This is a genomic window from Massilia sp. LXY-5 (assembly GCF_059801075.1).
Window position 1 is genome coordinate 454,729 of record NZ_JBNNEH010000005.1, and the last position, 18,160, is coordinate 472,888.

14 protein-coding genes are annotated in these 18,160 nt (G+C 67.1%); 6 read left to right on the top strand and 8 right to left on the bottom strand.

Features of this window, described 5'->3' with window-relative positions; translation table 11 throughout:
* Positions 1-88: 88 nt before the first annotated feature.
* The 4 genes from ACI48I_RS17130 to cphA (ACI48I_RS17145) all read left to right on the top strand — a co-directional run bounded on the left by ACI48I_RS17130 (position 89) and on the right by cphA (ACI48I_RS17145) (position 5,067).
* Positions 89-544 carry a DUF2244 domain-containing protein gene (locus tag ACI48I_RS17130; protein ID WP_227496469.1) on the top strand — a complete coding sequence of 152 codons (456 nt, stop codon included), beginning with the start codon at positions 89-91 and terminating at the stop codon, positions 542-544.
* A 142-nt stretch (positions 545-686) separates the two neighbouring features.
* Positions 687-1,598, top strand: coding sequence for an isoaspartyl peptidase/L-asparaginase (locus ACI48I_RS17135; RefSeq protein ID WP_498574885.1), 912 nt, complete (start codon positions 687-689; stop codon positions 1,596-1,598).
* On the top strand, positions 1,595-2,479 hold the full coding sequence (locus ACI48I_RS17140; RefSeq protein WP_193685937.1) for a cyanophycinase: 885 nt from the start codon (positions 1,595-1,597) through the stop codon (positions 2,477-2,479). Before ACI48I_RS17135 ends, ACI48I_RS17140 begins: the two co-directional genes overlap by 4 nt.
* Entirely contained in the window at positions 2,476-5,067 is a 2,592-nt protein-coding gene (gene cphA, locus ACI48I_RS17145; protein WP_193685938.1) for a cyanophycin synthetase, read from the top strand. The genes ACI48I_RS17140 and cphA (ACI48I_RS17145) overlap by 4 nt, the downstream gene beginning before the upstream one ends.
* Before the next feature lie 261 nt (positions 5,068-5,328).
* Here the strand turns inward: cphA (ACI48I_RS17145) and cphA (ACI48I_RS17150) are convergent, their stop codons facing one another.
* The 3 genes from cphA (ACI48I_RS17150) to ACI48I_RS17160 form a co-directional block, all read right to left on the bottom strand.
* Complete coding sequence (gene cphA, locus ACI48I_RS17150) at positions 5,329-7,962, bottom strand: cyanophycin synthetase (protein WP_498574886.1); 2,634 nt, start codon at positions 7,960-7,962, stop codon at positions 5,329-5,331.
* Positions 7,963-8,052: 90 nt separating this feature from the next.
* Entirely contained in the window at positions 8,053-9,507 is a 1,455-nt protein-coding gene (locus tag ACI48I_RS17155; protein ID WP_227496470.1) for an iron-containing redox enzyme family protein, read from the bottom strand.
* A 120-nt stretch (positions 9,508-9,627) separates the two neighbouring features.
* On the bottom strand, positions 9,628-10,794 hold the full coding sequence (locus tag ACI48I_RS17160; RefSeq protein ID WP_498574887.1) for a 6-phosphofructokinase: 1,167 nt from the start codon (positions 10,792-10,794) through the stop codon (positions 9,628-9,630).
* Between the two features lie 196 nt (positions 10,795-10,990).
* On the opposite strand from ACI48I_RS17160, the gene ACI48I_RS17165 reads away from it, so the two are divergent.
* Positions 10,991-12,511: an FAD-dependent monooxygenase gene (locus tag ACI48I_RS17165; RefSeq protein WP_498574888.1), complete on the top strand. Its 1,521-nt coding sequence runs from the start codon at positions 10,991-10,993 to the stop codon at positions 12,509-12,511.
* Between the two features lie 65 nt (positions 12,512-12,576).
* On the opposite strand, the gene ACI48I_RS17170 is transcribed toward ACI48I_RS17165, so the two are convergent.
* A complete protein-coding gene (locus tag ACI48I_RS17170) occupies positions 12,577-12,735 on the bottom strand; it encodes a hypothetical protein (protein WP_193685941.1) in 159 nt (52 codons plus the stop codon).
* A gap of 226 nt (positions 12,736-12,961) precedes the next feature.
* On the opposite strand from ACI48I_RS17170, the gene ACI48I_RS17175 reads away from it, so the two are divergent.
* Positions 12,962-13,240 carry a hypothetical protein gene (locus ACI48I_RS17175; RefSeq protein ID WP_498574889.1) on the top strand — a complete coding sequence of 93 codons (279 nt, stop codon included), beginning with the start codon at positions 12,962-12,964 and terminating at the stop codon, positions 13,238-13,240.
* 235 nt (positions 13,241-13,475) lie between these two features.
* On the opposite strand, the gene ACI48I_RS17180 is transcribed toward ACI48I_RS17175, so the two are convergent.
* The 4 genes from ACI48I_RS17180 to paoC all read right to left on the bottom strand — a co-directional run bounded on the left by ACI48I_RS17180 (position 13,476) and on the right by paoC (position 18,157).
* A complete protein-coding gene (locus ACI48I_RS17180; RefSeq protein WP_193685943.1) occupies positions 13,476-13,778 on the bottom strand; it encodes a putative quinol monooxygenase in 303 nt (100 codons plus the stop codon).
* 171 nt (positions 13,779-13,949) lie between these two features.
* Positions 13,950-14,129: a hypothetical protein gene (locus ACI48I_RS17185; RefSeq protein ID WP_193685944.1), complete on the bottom strand. Its 180-nt coding sequence runs from the start codon at positions 14,127-14,129 to the stop codon at positions 13,950-13,952.
* Positions 14,130-14,312: 183 nt separating this feature from the next.
* On the bottom strand, positions 14,313-15,923 hold the full coding sequence (locus tag ACI48I_RS17190) for a TerC family protein (protein ID WP_498574890.1): 1,611 nt from the start codon (positions 15,921-15,923) through the stop codon (positions 14,313-14,315).
* A 23-nt stretch (positions 15,924-15,946) separates the two neighbouring features.
* Positions 15,947-18,157: an aldehyde oxidoreductase molybdenum-binding subunit PaoC gene (paoC, locus tag ACI48I_RS17195; RefSeq protein ID WP_498574891.1), complete on the bottom strand. Its 2,211-nt coding sequence runs from the start codon at positions 18,155-18,157 to the stop codon at positions 15,947-15,949.
* Positions 18,158-18,160 lie beyond the last annotated feature (3 nt).

Below are 18,160 nucleotides of genomic sequence, written 5' to 3' on the forward strand. Positions count from 1 at the left end.
TACGTCCCAACTGCGGTCCCTCGCGCGCGGCGCGTCAATACAGCCTCTCCTATAATGGAATGATCCGTGTCACTCACACATGCCCGCCATGGCGCATACCTGGATCCTGAAACGCAACTGTTCGCTGACGCCGCGCCAGTCGGCGGGCGCCTACGCACTGCTGTGCGCCGGATCCTTCGGTATCGCCCTGGTCTTCCTGCTGCAGGGAATCTGGGTCGTGCTGGCGTTTTCCATCGTCGAAATGGCAGCCGTCGGCTGGGCCCTGCTGCATTACGCGCGCCACGCGCTGGACGTGGAACGGATCGCGCTGACGGATGGTTCCCTGGTCGTCGAGCGCATCGACGCCGGGCGCAGCAGCCAGTTCCAGCTCGACCCGGTACGCACCCGCATCGAGCCGCCGCTGCCGCGCAGGCGCAAGCTGATCCTGCTTGAGTCGCCGGGTACGCGTGTCGAGATCGGCAGCTACGTTTCGGAGCCGATCCGCCAGCAGGTGGCGCAGGAACTGGCCCGCGCCATGCGTTCCCACCCAGCACGTTTCCTATAGAAATGTTGTCTTCGTTGTAAGTTTGATCTTACATTGTCACGGCGGCGCTACCGATAGGTGTTTTCTATTAGCGTTTTTATAATTCTCTCTTAGATCTGCCAAGCGCCACAAGCGTGAAGGCAACAACAGAGAGGAAGACATTTTGAGCAACAAGGAACAAGGATTCGCCATCGTCGTCCACGGCGGCGCGGGCGAACCGCTGGAGTTCGCCGACGGCTGCGAGCGTGCTGCGCAGCAGGCGCGCAGCAAACTGCTGGAGACGGGCGACGCCCTCGACGCCGCCATCGCCGCGGTCCTGGTGCTCGAAGAAGACGAACGTTTCAATGCCGGCACCGGTTCGGTGCTGTGCCTGGACGGCGCCACCATCGAAATGGACGCCTCGATCATGGACACCCGCGGCCGCCTGGCCGCCGTCGCCGGCGTGCGCGACGTGCGCAACCCGGTCCTGCTGGCGCGCGCAGTGGCCGACACGCCGCACGTCTTCCTGGCCGGCGAAGGCGCCGACCGCCTCGCGCGCGCCCTCGGACTGGAGCGCGCGCAGCCCATCCGCGCCAGCCAGCGCGACAAACACCAGAAGCTGCTGAAGGAGCTGGCCGGCTCGGTGCCCGCCATGCCCGGCATCGACAACCGCATGTTCGAGCGCTTCTGGAATTACAAGACCCCGCTGCAACTGCCGCCGAGCGCCGCGCACGACACGGTCGGCGCCGTCGTGCGCGGGCCGGACGGCCACTTCGCCGTGGCCGGTTCGACCGGCGGCTCGGCCCCTTCCCTGCTGGGACGGGTCGGCGATACCGCCGTCATGGGCAGCGGCTTCTATGCCGGGCCGCTGGGCGCGATCGCCGCCACCGGCGTCGGCGAGCACATCGTGCGCCACATGCTGGCGCGCACCGTCTACGGCTATCTCGAACAGGGCATGCCGCTGCAGCTGGCCCTCCAGCGCGGCATCGACCTGATCGACAGGGACGTCGACACGGGCCTGATCGGCGTCACCAGAACGGAAGCTGCCTCCTGCAGCAACACGCATATGCCAATTGGGAAGATCGAACAGCAATGAAAACCGAACCACACCACACCGCATCGCACGGCCACCTCGTCATCATCGGCGGCCACGAGGACCGCAAGCACGGCAAGGAAATCCTGGCCCGCTTCGTCGAACTGGCGGGCGGGGAGAATGCCCGCATCGTCGTCATCACCGCCGCCAGCCAGATCGCCGAAGAGATGTGGGACCAGTACGACCAGGCCTTCGGCGACCTTGGCGTCCGCCAGCGCTTCCACCTGCCGCTGGCGAGCCGCCAGGACGCGAACGACGAAGCCAAGGTGCGCATGGTGGCCGAGGCCGACGGCATCTTCATGACCGGCGGCGACCAGAAGCGCCTGCTGGCCATCATCGGCGGCACTGCACTCGACGCCGAGATGCACACCGCGCTCAAGGTACGCGGCGCCTGCATCGGCGGCACCAGCGCCGGCGCCTCGGCCATGTCGGGCCATATGCTGGCCCAGGGCAAGACCGACCTGCTGCCCGAGAAGGGCGCGGTCAGCCTCGCGGCCGGACTCGGCTTCCTGCACCGCGTCGTCATCGACCAGCATTTTTCGGAGCGCCAGCGCCTGTCGCGGCTCCTGTCGGTGGTGGCGCAGAACCCGTATTTGCAGGGCATCGGGATCGACGAGGACACGGCCCTCGTGGTCGAGCGCGGACGCGGCATCGAGGTGCTGGGCGAAGGCTCGGTCACGGTGGTCGACGGCCGCACGATGGACACCAACATGGCCGACATCCAGGAGCGCGACACGCCTGAACTGATCGACGTGCGCCTGCACCTGCTGCCGGCCGGCAGCCGCTTTTACCTGCCGACGGACGACGAACCGCTGACCAAGCCGATGTCGCCCTCGCTGCGCGATTTCTTGGAAAATGTAACGAAACGGAACCCGATCTCATGAGAATTCTCGAACAACGCTTCCTGCGCGGCCCGAATCTGTACAGCGCCGCACCTTGCCTGATGGCGGTCGCCGATCCGGCCGGTCTCGACCTTGCGCCCGGGTTCGGCGCGCGTCTGCTGGCACTGCTGCCGGAGCTGTCGCCCGAAGTAGCGGCGCGCCTGGCCGGCATTCAGAATGCCGCGCAGGCGCTTGAACCAGTCGTGATGGAACTCCAGCGCCTGGCCGGCGCCCCGGCCGATTTCAGCCAGACCCTGGACGTGCCGCGCAAAACCGAGGTCCGGCGCGCCGTCTGCGGCTACCGTACCGAACAGGTGGCACGCCTCGCCTTCGACACGGCACTCGATCTGATCAAGGCCGTCGCGCGCGGCGAAGACTTCGATCTCGCCCGGGCCGTCGATGCGCTCCATGAAACGGCCGAGGATTATGCGATCGGCACCAGTACCGGCGCCGTGGTCAACGCGGCGCTCAAGCGCGGCATCCCCAGCCTGCGCATCACCGACGAAGCAAACCTGTTCCAGCTCGGCTGGGGCTCGAAGCAGAAGCGCCTGCAGGCGACCATCACCGGCGCCACCAACTCGATCGCGGTCGGCATCGCCAGCGACAAGCAGCTGACCAAGACCCTGCTCGAGCAGGCCGGCGTGCCGGTCCCGGGCGGCTCCACCGTCACCACGCTGGCGGACGCCCAGCGCGTGGCGCGCCGCCTGGGCGGCCCGGCCACCATCAAGCCGCTCGACGCCAACCAGGGCAAGGGCGTCACCACCACCTGCACCACGCCGGAGGAAGTCGAGCGCGCCTTCGAGCACGCCCGCAAGTACGGCCGCTACGTGATCGTCGAGGAATTCCTCGAAGGGCGCGACTACCGCGTGCTGGTCACCGGCAACAAGATCGCCGCGGCTTCCTGGCGCCGTCCGCCCTGCGTGACCGGCGACGGCAAATCCACCGTGCGCGAACTGGTCGAGGTCGAGAACCGCAACCCGGCGCGCGGCGAAGGCCACACGAATATTCTTACCAAGATCCCGCTGGATGACCTGGCGGCTTCCACGCTCGCGAAACAGGGCTATGGCTTCGATTCGATCGTACCAGGCGGCGTCAGCGTCGACCTGCGCGGCAACGCCAACCTGTCGACCGGCGGCACCGCCGAAGACGTGACCGACCTGCTGCCCGAAGAGACTCGCGAGATCTGCATCCGCGCCGCGCGCACCATCGGCCTCGATGTCGCCGGCATCGACGTGATCTGCCAGGACATCTCGCAGCCGCTGCGCGAACAGAAAGGCGGCATCATCGAAGTCAATGCCGCCCCGGGCATCCGTATGCACCAGTACCCGAGCCGAGGCACCCCGCGCGACGCCGGCGCGGCGATCGTCGAGGCCCTGTTCGGCGACAGCGACGGCCGCATCCCCGTGGTTGCCATCACCGGCACCAACGGCAAGACCACGACCTCGCTGCTGATCGCGCACGCCGCCCGCCTGTCGGGCCTGCGCACCGGCGTCACCACTACCGAGGGCGTCTACATCGACGGCCAGCTGACCATGAAGGGCGACTGCACCGGCTACCGCTCGGCACGCAGCCTGCTCACTTCCCCGGAAGTCGACTTTGCCGTGCTGGAAACGGCGCGCGGCGGCATTCTGAAACGCGGCCTTGCCTATGACCGCTGCGACGTCTCGGTGGTGCTGAACGTCTCCTCCGACCACCTGGGCCTGGACGGCGTCGAGACCATCGAGGACCTGGCGCGCGTGAAAGCGGTCGTCGCCCAGCGTGCTTCGCGCGCGGTGGTACTGAATGCCGAAGACGATTACTGCGTGGCCATGGCCAGGGACCTGGCGGAGAACGTCGAAGTCCTGTACTTCGCGCTAGATGAAGACAACCCGGTCCTCCTGCGCCACCTGGAGCGCGGCGGCCGCGGCGTCTACCTGGAAGACAACACCGTCGTGCTGGCGACCGGCGCGCGCCATGAAGCCCTGGTGGACGTGCGCCAGATGCCGGTCTCGCTGAACGGCTGCGCGCGCTACAACATCGCCAACGCCCTGGCCGCGACCGCCGCCCTGGCCGCGAGCGGCTTCGGCAACGCCGAGATCGTGGCCGGCATGCGCAGCTTCGTCTCGGACAGCAAGCACAACCCGTTGCGCTCGAACGTGTTCGACGTCGACGGCGTGACCGTCATCGTCGACTACGCCCACAACTGCGCTGCCTACGCCGCGCTGTCGGAAACGGCGCGCGCCATGACGCCGGGCCGGGTGGTCGGCGTGGTCGCCGCCCCGGGCGACCGCCGCGACGCCGACCTGGTCGACGTCGGCCGCACCTGCGCCGCCGGCTTCGACGAGCTGGTCGTATACGAGACCGAGAACCGCGGCCGCTCCGAGGGCGAAGTGGCCGCTTTGCTGGTGCAGGGTGCGCGCCTGGGCCGCGTTGCCCAGGACAAGCTGTCCTGCGAGCTGGACGTGCACCGCGCGATCCGCAAGGGTTTGTCGCTGTGCCAGCCCGGCGACGTGCTGGTGTTCGGCTGCGGGTCGTCGATTTCGGAACTGACGGAGGCGCTGCGGCCGACCAGGCCGGAGATTGCGCAGCGGATCGAGGCGGAAGCGGTGTGATTCTTGCTGCCGGTGGATGCGAGGGCGGCCCGGGGGCCGCTCTTTTTTCTTGCTTCGCCGGTAGGCAAACGGTGTAACGCGTGGGCTCGGAGAGCCCACCCTACGGTGCACCACGGTCTCGACTCAACCCGGCGATGGCCGTGCACCGTAGGGTGGGCACTTGTGCCCACGCGGATCACCGTCCGCACAAGGCCTGCGTTCGCAATGGCCACCTGTAAAAAACCCCGCACACGGCGGGGTTCTTCATTCGGGCGACAACTATCAGACCGTCTGCGCCTCGATCCTGTCCGCACTCTCCGGATCGTCCACGCGCAATGCGTCGATGAAGGTCTTCAGCGAAGACCCGCAGGCAAACACCAGCACGTCCCCAGCGCGGCACAGCGACAGGCCGAGGCGGATCGCCTTGTCGACCTCGATCTCGCGATGCGTCGTATCCGACGGCCCGACCACCTTCTCGATGCCTTCGATGATCAGGTCGACTGCGCCGCCGACCTCGCGCCCGCGGCTTTGCGACTCATAGACCACCAGCTCGTCGAAGCGCTCGCCGCAGACTTCCCCGATCTGGACCAGGTCGCTGTCGCGGCGGTCGCCGGGCGCGGTCACGATGCCGACCAGCTGGCCCGGCAGCAGCGCGCGCGCCATTTCGGCCAGCGCCGCGTAGGCCGCCGGGTTGTGGGCGTAGTCGACGATCACGGTCACGCCGCGCACGTCGAACACGTTCGTGCGCAGCGGGTTGGTCTTGCTGTCGGAGACGAAGGTCGACAGGCCGGCGGCGATCTGCAGGTTCGAGAAGCCCGAGGCCATCAGCGCCGCGCTGGCCGCCAGTGCGTTGGCGATGTTGTAGCGCGCGCGGCCGCCGAAGGTCGAGGGCATGGCCTCGACCCGCATCAGTTCCTGGTGCAGGGTGCCGTCGGCGATGACGATGGCGTTGTCCTGCAGGTAGGCGCCGCGGCCTCCGTCTTCCAGGTGCTGCAGGAAGGTCGGGTTTTCGGCGTCCATCGAGAAGAAGATGATTTCCGCGCCCGGCCTGGCGCGGCGCGCCATCGACACGCACAGCGCATCCTCGGCATTGAGCACGACCGCCTTCGACGCCGAGGTGGCCACCACCGCCTTGACTTGCGCCAGGTCTTCGATGGTGTCGACCCCGTCCAGCCCCAGGTGGTCTCCGGCGACGTTCAGCACGACGCCGACGTCGCACTGGTCGAAAGCCAGGCCGCGCTTCAGGATGCCGCCGCGCGCCGTTTCCAGCACGGCGAAGTCGACGTCCGGGGCCGACAGCACGGTGCGGGCCGACCAGTAGCCGGTGCAGTCGCCCTTGACCAGGCGCTTGCCGTTGACGAACACGCCTTCGGTGGTGGTGACGCCCGTGCCCAGGCCCGCGACGCGCGCCGCGTGGGCGATCATCAGGGTGGTCGTGGTCTTGCCGTTGGTGCCGGTGACGGCGACCACCGGAATGCGGCCGTTCGATGGGCCCATCAGGCCGTCGACGATGGCCTCGCCCGCGTCGCGCGGCAGGCCGGCGCTCGGGTGCTGGTGCATCCGGATGCCGGGCGCGGCATTGACTTCGATCACCGCCCCACCCTGCTCGTCCAGCGGCAAGGCGATGTCGCGGCAGACGATGTCGATGCCGGCCACGTCCAGGCCGATCTTGCTGGCCGCGCGCACGCACAGGGCGCGCGTCGATTCGGGCAGGAGGTCGGTCACGTCTTCGGCGGTGCCGCCGGTCGAGAGGTTGGCATTGCTGCGCAGTTCGACGCAGACGCCCGGCGCCGGCACGGAATCAGGCGCGTAGCCCTGGCGGCGCAGCATGTCCTCGGCGTGGGCGTCGAGCGCGAGGCGGGTCAGCACATTGCTGTGGCCCGCGCCGCGCGCCGGGTTCTGGTTTTCGATCTCGACCAGTTCCGTGATGGTCGACACGCCGTCGCCGGTCACGTGGGCCGGACGGCGCAAGGAAGCGGCGGCAATGCGGCCGCCAGCCACCAGCACCCGGTAGTCGCGGCCCTCGACGAAGCGCTCGACGATGATGCGGCGTCCGTATTCGCGCGCGAATGCGAAGGCTTTCTCGACTTCCTCGGGCGTCGAGCACCTGGTGGTGACGCCCTTGCCCTGGTTGCCGTCGAGCGGTTTCAGGGTGACCGGCACCCGCAGGCGGCGCGCGATGCGCTGCGCCTCTTCCAGCGTGGTGACGGTGCCGCCTTCGGGCACCGGCACGCCGGCTTCCATCAGCAGCGCCTTGGTCAGCTGCTTGTCGCTGGCGATTTTGACCGCGACATAGCTGGTGTCGCCGGTGGTCGTGGCCTGCAGGCGCTTCTGCTTCGAGCCCCAGCCCAGCTGGAACAGGTTCGCCTCGTCGGTGATGCGCGTGTACGGAATGCCGCGCTCGTGGGCCGCGGCCAGCACGGCAGCCGTGCTGGTGCCGATGGCATAGCGCGAGCCCAGGGAACGCAGCTCCTGCAGGCGCGGCTCGATGTCGAATTCCTCGCCGCCCGCCAGCGCCGTGACCAGGTCGACCGCCAGCTGGAAGCTCGGCTCGGCCAGTTTTTCGATCGCATACTGCACCACCACGCGGTACTGGCCCGGGCGACCGGCGGCCGGGCGCGTGCGGCCATAGCCGACCGTCGGACCGGCCAGCGACTGCAGGGCCAGGGTGACGTGTTCGACCACGCGCGCCAGGTAGGTACCGGCGCGCAGGCGCTGGGCGAAGCCGCCCGGCTGGCCGGTCGGCAGCAGCTGGCCGTGCAGGGACGGCAGCGCCGCCAGCAGCGCGTCGTTGAAGCCGGGGATGTCTTTCGAGGAGACGCCGTACAGGTCTTCCAGGTCGATCAGGCTGAGCAGGCAGGGGGTGTCCGCGTGGACGTTCGGTCCGCGCAGGAATCGTTGTTCGAGGATGTACACGAGAATGTCCCTATTGTTGGAATTTTATGTAGTCGACGGCCGCCGCTCTCCGCGTGGGGTCGGCGGCCGCTTGCTTGCGTGTTGAGGGCTTTAACTGTCCAGGAGCTGGGTGTACATGCGGGTCGCCATCAGGCCGGCGGCCGTATGGTGGCCCGCAGGCGTCATGAGCTCGAGCAGCAGCGCCATCGCTTCCGCCTTGCCGGCGGCCGAGGCAACGCGGCCTTCCAGCAGCGCCAGTTCGTTGTCGGACTCGCTGTCGCGTGCCGCCCGGCGGCGGATCAGGCCGCGCTCGGGGAAGTTGGTGCTGCGGTCGGCGTGCTGGCCCAGGTTGTCCAGGGTGCGCTGGCGCGCGCGCCAGGTCAGCGTGCGTTCCTGTTTGACGGTGGCGCCCGGCGCCGTGACGATCCAGTCGCGCAGCACCTGCAGTTCGTAGGCCGAGAAGACGCCGAACATCTCGGCGCGTTCGCCTTCGACCAGGCGCCAGAAGCGGCTGTTCTCCACCTCTTCGCCGCGCTTGATCCAGCCTGCCGTTTCCATGGCCGACAGGAAGCCCGGGATCTGGCCCGGTTCGGCCAGCCAGTCGTTGACCGAGCGGCCGGCGACGCGGCAGTAGTCGGAGTGCATGTTCTTGCCGACCCTGCTCTTCTGGGCCAGGACGGTCACCACTTCTTCCTGCAGGTCGAAGTCGGCGATCACGGAATTCGTGCTCGCGCCCAGTTCGTTGAGGCGGTAGCCGTCGAGCACGCGCTTGTAGAAGGCGGCGCGGTCGCCGACGCGCGGCATCAGGTCGAGCAGGGCCTGCACCGCCTTTTGCGCGTGGCCGGTGGCGGCATTGTCGACCGTGACGTGCAGCTGGAAATAATAGGGGTCGATGCCGAATTCGTTCAGTTCATACGAGGTAATCAGGAGGTGCAGCGGCAGCTGCTCGTAGCCGAGGTTGAAGCCGATGACCTCCGGCAGAAAGCGCTCGGCGTTATGGCCCAGGGCCAGTTGGATCGCGCCCTGCACGAAATGGTCGTCGCTCAGCTGCTCCCAGTTGTCGATGCCGTGGGTAGCGAGCAGCTTGCGGTAGATCGTGACATGGTTCTTGTCCGGCACGCCCTCGCCCAGCTCTTCGAGATAGGTCTTGATCAGCGGGTGGAAGTCAGGGCTGTCCCAGTTCCTGAGCATGCCGTACAGCCAGGATCCGTCGACCAGCTTGGTCGGCGCGGCCGACTTGATGAAATTCAGCGCATGCGCCTTGTTGGAGAAATAGCGGCGCGGCGCACCGCCCTTGCGGGCCGCCAGGTATTCGCGGTACTGGATGCCGACGGCTTCACTGCGCGCCTCGATCCAGGCCGGGAGCTGGGCCAGGGTGGGCGGCAGGTCGGCCGGGATGTCCTGCACGGCGGCGATCTGGTCGCGCAGGAAGGCCTCGCCGGCGCGGGCGTTGTGCTGCGGGTCGGCGTACAGGGCGAAGTACAGGTCCCGCGCGCGCGCATGCGCGTGCACGCGGCGTGCGGCCTGGACGGATTCTTGTACATCGGTAACGGGCGATGGCATCATAAACGTTTGTTCACAATCTTGTTGAATGATCACCGGAATTATCCGGGCTGGGCCATGCACCGCACATCGGCACGCACCCTCAATGCATGTAAGACAAGCCTTACAAAAATGCAAAAATGTTCACACTCGGTGCAACTGCGGGGTGTGCGAGGGCTCGTCGCCGAGGCAAATGCCCAGATCACGTGCGGTTGCGACCGTGTCGCCATCGACCGGCACCAGCCTGGTGCGCCCGGCGACAGCATCCAGGGGCACCAGTTCGATCGTTTGCGGCCCGAGCGCGACCATGACCCCATCCTGTCCGGCAGCCAGCGCGCGCACCGCGGCCGCGCCGAATCGGGCGGCGATCACCCGGTCGAAGGCCGAGGGAGGGCCGCCGCGCAGCAAGTGTCCGAGCACGACGCTGCGGCATTCTTTTGTCGTGAGCGCAGCCAGCTGCGCCTCCACACGCGCGCCGATGCCGCCGAGGCGCTCGGCGTGCCCGGCCGCGGCCCCTTGCCGCACTTCGCGCGCGCCACCCTCCTGCTGCGCGCCCTCGGCCACGACCACGATCGCATGGTGGTGGCCGGCCGCATCGCGCCGCGCGATCGCTTCCAGCACCGCCTCGATCCGGTAGGGGATTTCAGGAATCAGGATCGCATGGGCGCCGCCGGCGATGCCCGCATGCAGGGCGATCCAGCCTGCGTAGCGGCCCATCACCTCGACCACCATCACGCGGTGCTGGCTGTGCGCCGTCGTGTGCAGGCGGTCGATGCATTCGGCGGCGAAGCCCACCGCGGTATCGAAACCGAAGGTGAAGAAGGTCCGGTCGAGGTCGTTGTCGATGGTCTTCGGCACCCCGGCCACGCGCAGGCCCTGGGTATGCAGGGCCTGGGCGATCCCCATCGAGCCGTCGCCGCCGACGATCACCAGTGCGTCGAGCCCGCGCGCGCGGCACAGGGCGACGACTTCCGCCGTACGGTCGCGCTCCACGACTTGCCCGTCCGCACCGGGCGTCGGATAGTGGAGCGGATTGCCGCGGTTGGTGCTGCCGAGGATGGTGCCGCCGAGGTGGCCGATCGATTGCACGTCCAGGGCGCGCAGGCGCGTCACCGGTTCCCCGGCGCAGGTGTCGGGCGCGAGCAGCCCGTTGAAACCGTCGCGGATGCCGTGGCACTCCCAGCCGAGGCGCCCGGCCGCGAGCACGACGGCGCGGATCACGCCGTTCAGCCCGGGCGCGTCGCCGCCTCCAGTCAGCACGCCGATGCGGCCGATGGGTGCGGGGATCGATTTCGCTGCTTGCGCGGCCACCTTGCCTCCCGTTCAGGATCGCCAATACGAGCATGATGCGGGCGTGTGGAGCACGGCGGCGCACGCATGCGCAAAGCCAACGCCGTCGCAGGCCGGACGACGGACAGGCGGCGATACGCTTGCATGCATGTGCAGTGAGCCGAACAGGCGTAGCATGTACTCCATTGTGTCTTCAGTCGGGCACAGGGAGACGGCGATGAAGCAGTCCGAAGTCCTGATCGTAGGCGCCGGCCCGAGCGGCCTGGTACTGGCCCTGTGGCTGAAGGCCTTCGGTGTCGGGGTGCGCATCGTCGATGCCGCAAGCGGGCCCGGCACCACCTCGCGCGCCCTTGCCGTGCAGGCGCGCACGCTCGAGCTCTACCGCCAGCTCGACCTGGCGCAGGCGGTCGTGGACGCAGGCCATCCGATCGAGTTTTTCAATCTCTGGGCCGAAGGCAAGCATCGCGCGCGCATCCCGCTCGGCGCGATCGGCGCCGGCCTGACGCCCTACCCTTTCTTCTTCATTTACCCGCAGGACCGCCATGAGCAGCTGCTGGTCGAGCGCCTGGCGGCGGCCGGCCTCGAAGTCGAGCGCAGCACTACGCTGGCCGGCTTCGAGGAGCGGGGCGACCTGGTCGAGGCCAGGCTTGTCGATGGGAACGGCCGCGAGGAAGTGTGCGCCGCCCGTTACCTGATCGGCTGCGACGGCGCCCACTCAAAGGTACGCAATGTCATGGGAGTCGGCTTCCCGGGCGGCACCTATCGCCAGGTCTTCTACGTGGCCGACATCGAGGGCGACAGCCCCGCCCTGAACGGCGAGCTCAACATCGACCTGGACGAAGCGGACCTGCTCGCCGTGTTCGCCACCGCGCCCCAGGGCCGCGGGCGGCTGGTCGGTACCGTGCGCGACGACCGCGCCGAACAGGCGGAGACCCTGCAGTTTTCCGATGTCAGCCAGCGGGCGATCGACAACCTGATGATCAGCGTCCGGATGGTGAACTGGTTCTCGACCTACCGCGTGCACCACCGCGTCGCCGAGCACTTCCGGCGCGGACGCGCCTTCCTCGTCGGCGACGCCGGCCATATCCACAGTCCGGCCGGGGGCCAGGGCATGAACACCGGCATCGGCGACGCGATCAATCTCGCCTGGAAGCTGGCCGCCGTCCTGCACAAGCAGGCGCCCGAGGAGCTGCTCGACAGCTATGAAGCCGAACGCCTGCCCTTCGCACAACGCCTGGTGCACACGACCGACCGCGCCTTCAGCTTCCTCACGGCCGATGGTCCCGTCGCCGAGATCGTGCGCACCGGCATCGTCCCGCGCCTGATGCCCCTGGTCGGCAAGCTGCCCGCCGCACGCGAATTCCTGTTTCGCACGATCTCGCAAACCCTGGTGCATTACCGGACCGCGCCGCTGAATGCGGGCCATGCCGGCAAGGTACACGGCGGCGACCGCCTGCCCTGGGTGCAGTTCGACGGCGGCGACAATTTCGCGCCGCTGCCGCGCCTGGGCTGGCAAGTCCATGTCTACGGCGAGGTGGGCGCGGAACTGGCGACCTGGTGCGCGCTGCACGGCGTGGCCCTGCGCCGCTATGACTGGAACGAGGCTTGCGCGGAAGCCGGCCTCGCACGCGACACCGTCTACCTGCTGCGCCCGGATACGTATGTCGGCCTGGCCGCCGGCACGCCGTCGGTCGCGCTGCTGGACGACTACCTGCGCGCGAACGGACTCAGGCTGTAGGGCCCGGTCGCGGCAGGCGCAATGCGGGGCGGCCTAATGCGAGGCAGGCTTGATGCGAGGTGGGCTCAATGCTTTTTGCCGCCGCCCGAGACCTTGTTTTCGGTCGCCCAGGCGCGGCGCTTCGCTTCGGCCGGCGCAACGCCCTTCTTCTCATAGCCTTCCTCGATATGCCTGGCCTGGCGTTTCTGCTTGTCGGTATAGGACGATTTATCTCCCTGGGGCATGATGATTTCTCCTCGTGGCAAAGGTTTGGCATCGGCCGCGACGGCGGCCGCATGGTGAGAAATTTAGCATTTCGCCATCGAACGCCGGCGCACCTTTCCAAATGTCATCAACTAGCCAGCGCGGAAATTTACATCAGGCAAAGCTGCGCCACCTCAGCCGGTTTGGCGCGATGATCGAGCCTTCCGCGTTCGCGTTCGCGCTCGCGCCCACCACCATCGGAGAACCATGGACCTCACCGTCAACAACAGCACCACCGCCGCCACCCTCGTCACCGTCTTCGCCGAACTCCAGGACGGCCGCTTCGTCGCCAAGGTCATGCCGGAAACCGAGGTGCCCTACACGCCCTATTTCGAGAACGAACTCGACCAGGTGATCGTCTACATCGCGCCCAACGAAGAGCAGTTGCAGGCCATCCTTGCCGCCCTCAACGAACGGCGCCTGCCCTTCGGCGACCTGCAGAATTATGGTGCGGCCGGCGGCGGCACCTCGACCATTCCGGTTTGAACCGGGCGCGGCAACTGCCGGGCTGCGGCGTGCCGGGCCTGACGAAGGCTCCTGTTTGTGCCTGGAGCAACAACACCGTGCGCCAGGCGATTCGGACGTCCGGTATCGACCGCTTGAATGCGCACCCCTGAGCAGTCCTTGCCGATTCCAGAAAGCGGTCGTTCAAGGCCCGCGTCAAGCTGCCACCCGCTGGCGCCGCCAGTGAGCCGACGACTCGAGCGACTTGGTGGGCTGCTCAGCCCGGCAGCTTTGCCGCAAGAACGTCCACCTTTTCGATGGACGGCGGCTTGGCAAATAACTCACCTGCTTTTTCCATGAGCGCGGCCGCGACGGCGCCGGAAAGATGAGCTTGCCGCCCAGCCTCATCTGGAAACGCGTCAAAGATGCCGAAGGTCGACGGCCCCAGGCGGATGCCGAACCAGGCTGTAGTAGCCGGCTCTGCCTGAACGAGGGGAAGACCATTCAACAGAAAGTTCTCTACGTCTTTCTCCTTACCCGGCTTGGCTTCCAGACGAACGAACAACGCGAGTTTGACCATGATATATCTCCTGTTGTGAACAAGACATCACTTCACCCACTTTCCAGCAAGCCCTATGCAATGATGACCGGACCGCCGCCACTTGCAGCGTAGCCGCCTTCTTCACGTGGGCGCAAGCAGTCTACCGGCAAAGGACCGATACCGCCCCGAAGCGGACGGGCAACTGTCGAACTATGGCTCGCGTCCTTTGTCGCGCTCTGGCGTCTCTGGAGTAAGCGGAACAAACGGGCCTTGCATACGACGCTTCAGATAACGCTCGCCATCTGGGGAATTGAAAGCCTTCCACAACCTGAAGGCCACATAGGCAATAAAAACCACGGTGATCGTCAGACCGATTGCGCGTACGTCCATTGCTTTCTCCTCAGGTGTCTGTTCTGGTTGAAATTGGCCACCTGGACAAGCATATCAGCTTACCAAGCCGACAAGATCACGTCGTGACCAACTTTCGCTATCAACGGCCGATAGCGGACGACCGGAATAGCTCAGTGTACGGAGTCGTTGCCGGACGGGTAAGCAAAAAGACGGATCGGCGCCTCAGCCGCGTGCCCGCGGCAAGCCCTGGCTGCCTGCCCCGCGGCCGTTTCGCCCTGCGCGAGCAGGCCCGGCAGGCGCTTCGATACGCGTGACCAGCACCGCCGCGATACGCCGGTCCTTCACCTCCGCTACCTCGAAGCGCAAATCGTCGACCACGACCTGCTCGCCCACCGCCGGCAGCGTGCCCAGGCGCTCGAGCATGAAGCCGGCCAGCGAGCTGTAGTCGTCGCTCTCGCTCACCAGGGCATCGGTGCCGAGCTCCTGCTGCACGTAATGCAGGTCGGCGGCGCCGTCGATGCGCCAGCAGTCCGGTCCTTCGCACACCACGGCGGGCTGCTCGTCCTCGTCCGGGAATTCGCCGGCGATCGCTTCCAGGATGTCGATCGGCGTCACCAGGCCCTGCAGGGTCCCGTATTCGTCGGCGATCAGCACTAGCTGGCCGTGCGAGCGCTTCAGCGTGTCCATCACTTTTAAAACGTCGCCCGTCTCGGGCAGGATGATCGGCGTGCGTACGTGCCCGGGATCGATCCGGCCGCCGAGCGCCAGGTCGGCCATCAGGTCGCGCGCGCGCACGACGCCGATGATCTCGTCCAGTTCCCCTTTGCAGACGGGGAAGAAGCTGTGCGGGGTTTCCATGATCTGGCCGCGGATGACGTCCGCCGGGGCATCGATATCGATCCAGGATATGTCCGAGCGGTGGGTCATGATCGAGCGGATCGAGCGCTGCGACAGGCTCAGCACGCCGCTGACCATGTTGCGCTCGGCCGGCTCGAAGGCTTCGGCCACGCTCGTTTCGGGCGGCGCGTCCGGCCCGCCGGCCGCCACCGGCTCGACTTTGCCGCCCAGCATGCGCAAGATGGCGTCGGCCGTGCGCTCGCGCAGCGGCAGCCGGCTTTCTTCTTTCGCGATATTGCGTGAAGCCATTTGATTGAGCGCTTCGATCGCCACCGAAAATCCGATCGCCGCATACAGGTAGCTCTTCGGAATATGGAAGCCGAAACCTTCCGCGATCAGGGACAGGCCGATCATCAGCAGGAAACTCAGGCACAGCACGACCACCGTGGGGTGGGCGTTCACAAAAGCGGTCAGGGTTTTCGAGGCAAACAGCATCACGCCCATCGCCGCCACGACGGCCGCCATCATGACCCAGAGTTCGTCGACCATGCCGACCGCGGTGATGACGGAATCGAGCGAAAACACGGCGTCGAGCGCGATGATCTGGGCCACGACCACGGCGAAGCGCGCGTACTCGACGGGCCCGCTGCGGCGGGCAGTCTTGCCCTCGACCCGTTCATGGAGTTCCATGGTCGCCTTGAACAGCAGGAACAGGCCACCGAGCAGCAGGATCAGGTCGCGCCCCGACAGGTCGAGGCTGCCGAGGCTGAACAGGGGCGCGGTCAGCGTGACGATCCAGGAAATCATCGTCAGCAGGCCGACCCGCATCAGCATCGCCAGCGACAGGCCGAGCAGGCGCGCCCGGTCGCGCTGCCCGGGCGGCAGTTTTTCGGCGAGGATGGCGATGAAGATCAGGTTGTCGATGCCGAGAACGATCTCGAGAACGACGAGGGTAAAGAACCCTATCCAGATGTTCGGATCCAGCAAGCCTTCCATGCCGCGCCCCGCCCGCGCGCCGGCTAGACGTAAGCCGGCAGGGTCGGCAGCAGTTTGTCGAGCGTGATCGGATAATCGCGCACCCGCACCCCGGTCGCGTTGTAGATCGCGTTCGCGACCGCCGCCGCCACGCCGCAGATGCCGAGCTCGCCCACGCCCTTGGCCTTCATCGGCGAACTCATGGGATCGGTTTCGTCGAGGAAGACGACTTCCTGGTGCGGGATGTCGCCATGCACCGGCACCTCATAGCCGGCCAGGTCGTGGTTGACGAAAAAGCCGATGCGCTTGTCGACCACCAGGTGTTCCATCAGCGCCGCGCCGACGCCCATCGTCATCGCGCCGATGACCTGGCTGCGCGCCGACTTCGGGTTCAGGATGCGCCCGGCCGCACAGACGGCCAGCATGCGGCGCACGCGCACTTCGCCCGTCGCGGAATCGACGCCGACTTCGACGAAATGGGCGCCGAAGGTCGATTGCTGGGTTTTCTTTTCCAGGTCGCCGTATTCCATGATGTCTTCGGCCGTGATCACGCCCTCTGGTGCCATCTGCGCCACCTGCGCCAGCGGAATCGAACGGGTGCCGAGGCGGATCGCCCCATCGGCGAACTCGGCCGTTGCCGGATCGAGGCCGGCCCTGGCGGCCACCATCTCGCGCAGCTTCATGCAGGCCGCGTACACGCCCGCGGTGGAGCTGTTGCCGCCCCACTGCCCGCCCGATCCGGACGACACCGGGAAATTCGAGTCGCCCAGCAGCACGGACACGCGCCCGATCGGCAGGCCCATCATCTCGGCCGCGGTCTGGGCAATGATCGTATAACTGCCGGTGCCGATATCGGTCATGTCGGTTTCGATGGTGACGCTGCCGTTCTTTTCCAGGCGGGCGCGCGCGGCCGACTTCATGTTCATGTTGTTGCGGAAGGCCGAGGCCACGCCCATGCCGATCAGCCAGCGCCCTTCGCGCCGTTTGCCGGGCTCGGGATTGCGGTTCTTCCAGCCGAAACGTTCCGCGCCCTGGCGCATGCATTCGACGAAGCGGCGCTGGGAAAATTTACGGGCCCGGTTCTCCGGGTCGACCGTGGTGTCGTTGACGATGCGGAAGGTCACCGGGTCCATTTTGAGCTTTTCCGCCATTTCGTCGATCGCGATCTCGAGCGCCATCATGCCCGGCGCCTCGCCCGGAGCGCGCATCGCGTTTGCTTCCGGCAGGTCGAGGGTGGCCAGCTTCAGTTGCGTAAAGCGGTTCGGACCGGCGTAAAGCAGCCGGGTCTGCTGGACCGCCGTTTCCGGCTGACCACCGGGCAGGTCGCCCGACGTGCTTTCGTGGGCGATCGCCGTGATGCGGCCCTCGCGGGTGGCGCCGATGCGGATGCGCTGGATGGTCGCCGGGCGGTGCGTGGTGTTGTTCATCATGATCGCGCGTTGCAGGGCGATTTTCACAGGGCGGCCGGCCGCGCGGGCGCCGAGCGCCGCCATCAGCGCTTCCGAACGCAGGAACAGCTTGCCGCCGAAGCCGCCGCCGATGAAGGGCGAGACCAGGCGCACGTTTTCCTTCGGGATGCCGAGGGTCTTCGCCAGGTCGCCCTGGCTCCAGGCGATCATCTGGTTCGAAGTCCACAGCGTCAGTTTGTCCCCCTCCCACACCGCCAGCGAGGCATGCGGTTCCATCATCGCGTGCGACTGGTCGGGCGTGGTGTAGGTGGCGTCCAGTTTTACGGGGGCGCTGGCGAAGGCGCCGGCGAAGTCGCCGGTCTTCGTTTCCGGCTTTTCTTCCTTCTTCGGCAGTTTGGCGCTGTTCTTCGCCTGCTTCAGGTCGTATTCGCCTTTTGCCTTCACGTACTCGACCTTGACCAGGCTGGATGCGGCGCGCGCCTGCTCGAAGGTGTCGGCGACGACCACGGCCACGGCCTGGTGGTAGTGCTGCACTTCGGGCCCGGCCAGCAGCCGCGCGGTGTTGAACTTGCCCTTGCCGATCTTGCCCGCGTTTTCGTAGGTAACGATGGCCAGCACGCCGGGTGCGCGCTTCGCGGCCGCCGTGTCGATCGAGGCGATGCGGCCCTTGGCGACGGCGGCGCCGATCACATAGCCGTAGGCCGGGTTCGGGGCGGCCGCGTGCTGCTCGTAGGCATAGGGTGCGGTGCCGGTGGTCTTGTACGGGCCGTCGATGCGGTCCGTGGGCTTGCCGATGACCTTCAGCTGGTCGATCGGGTTGGTGGTGGCGGGTGTGGTGAATTTCATGCC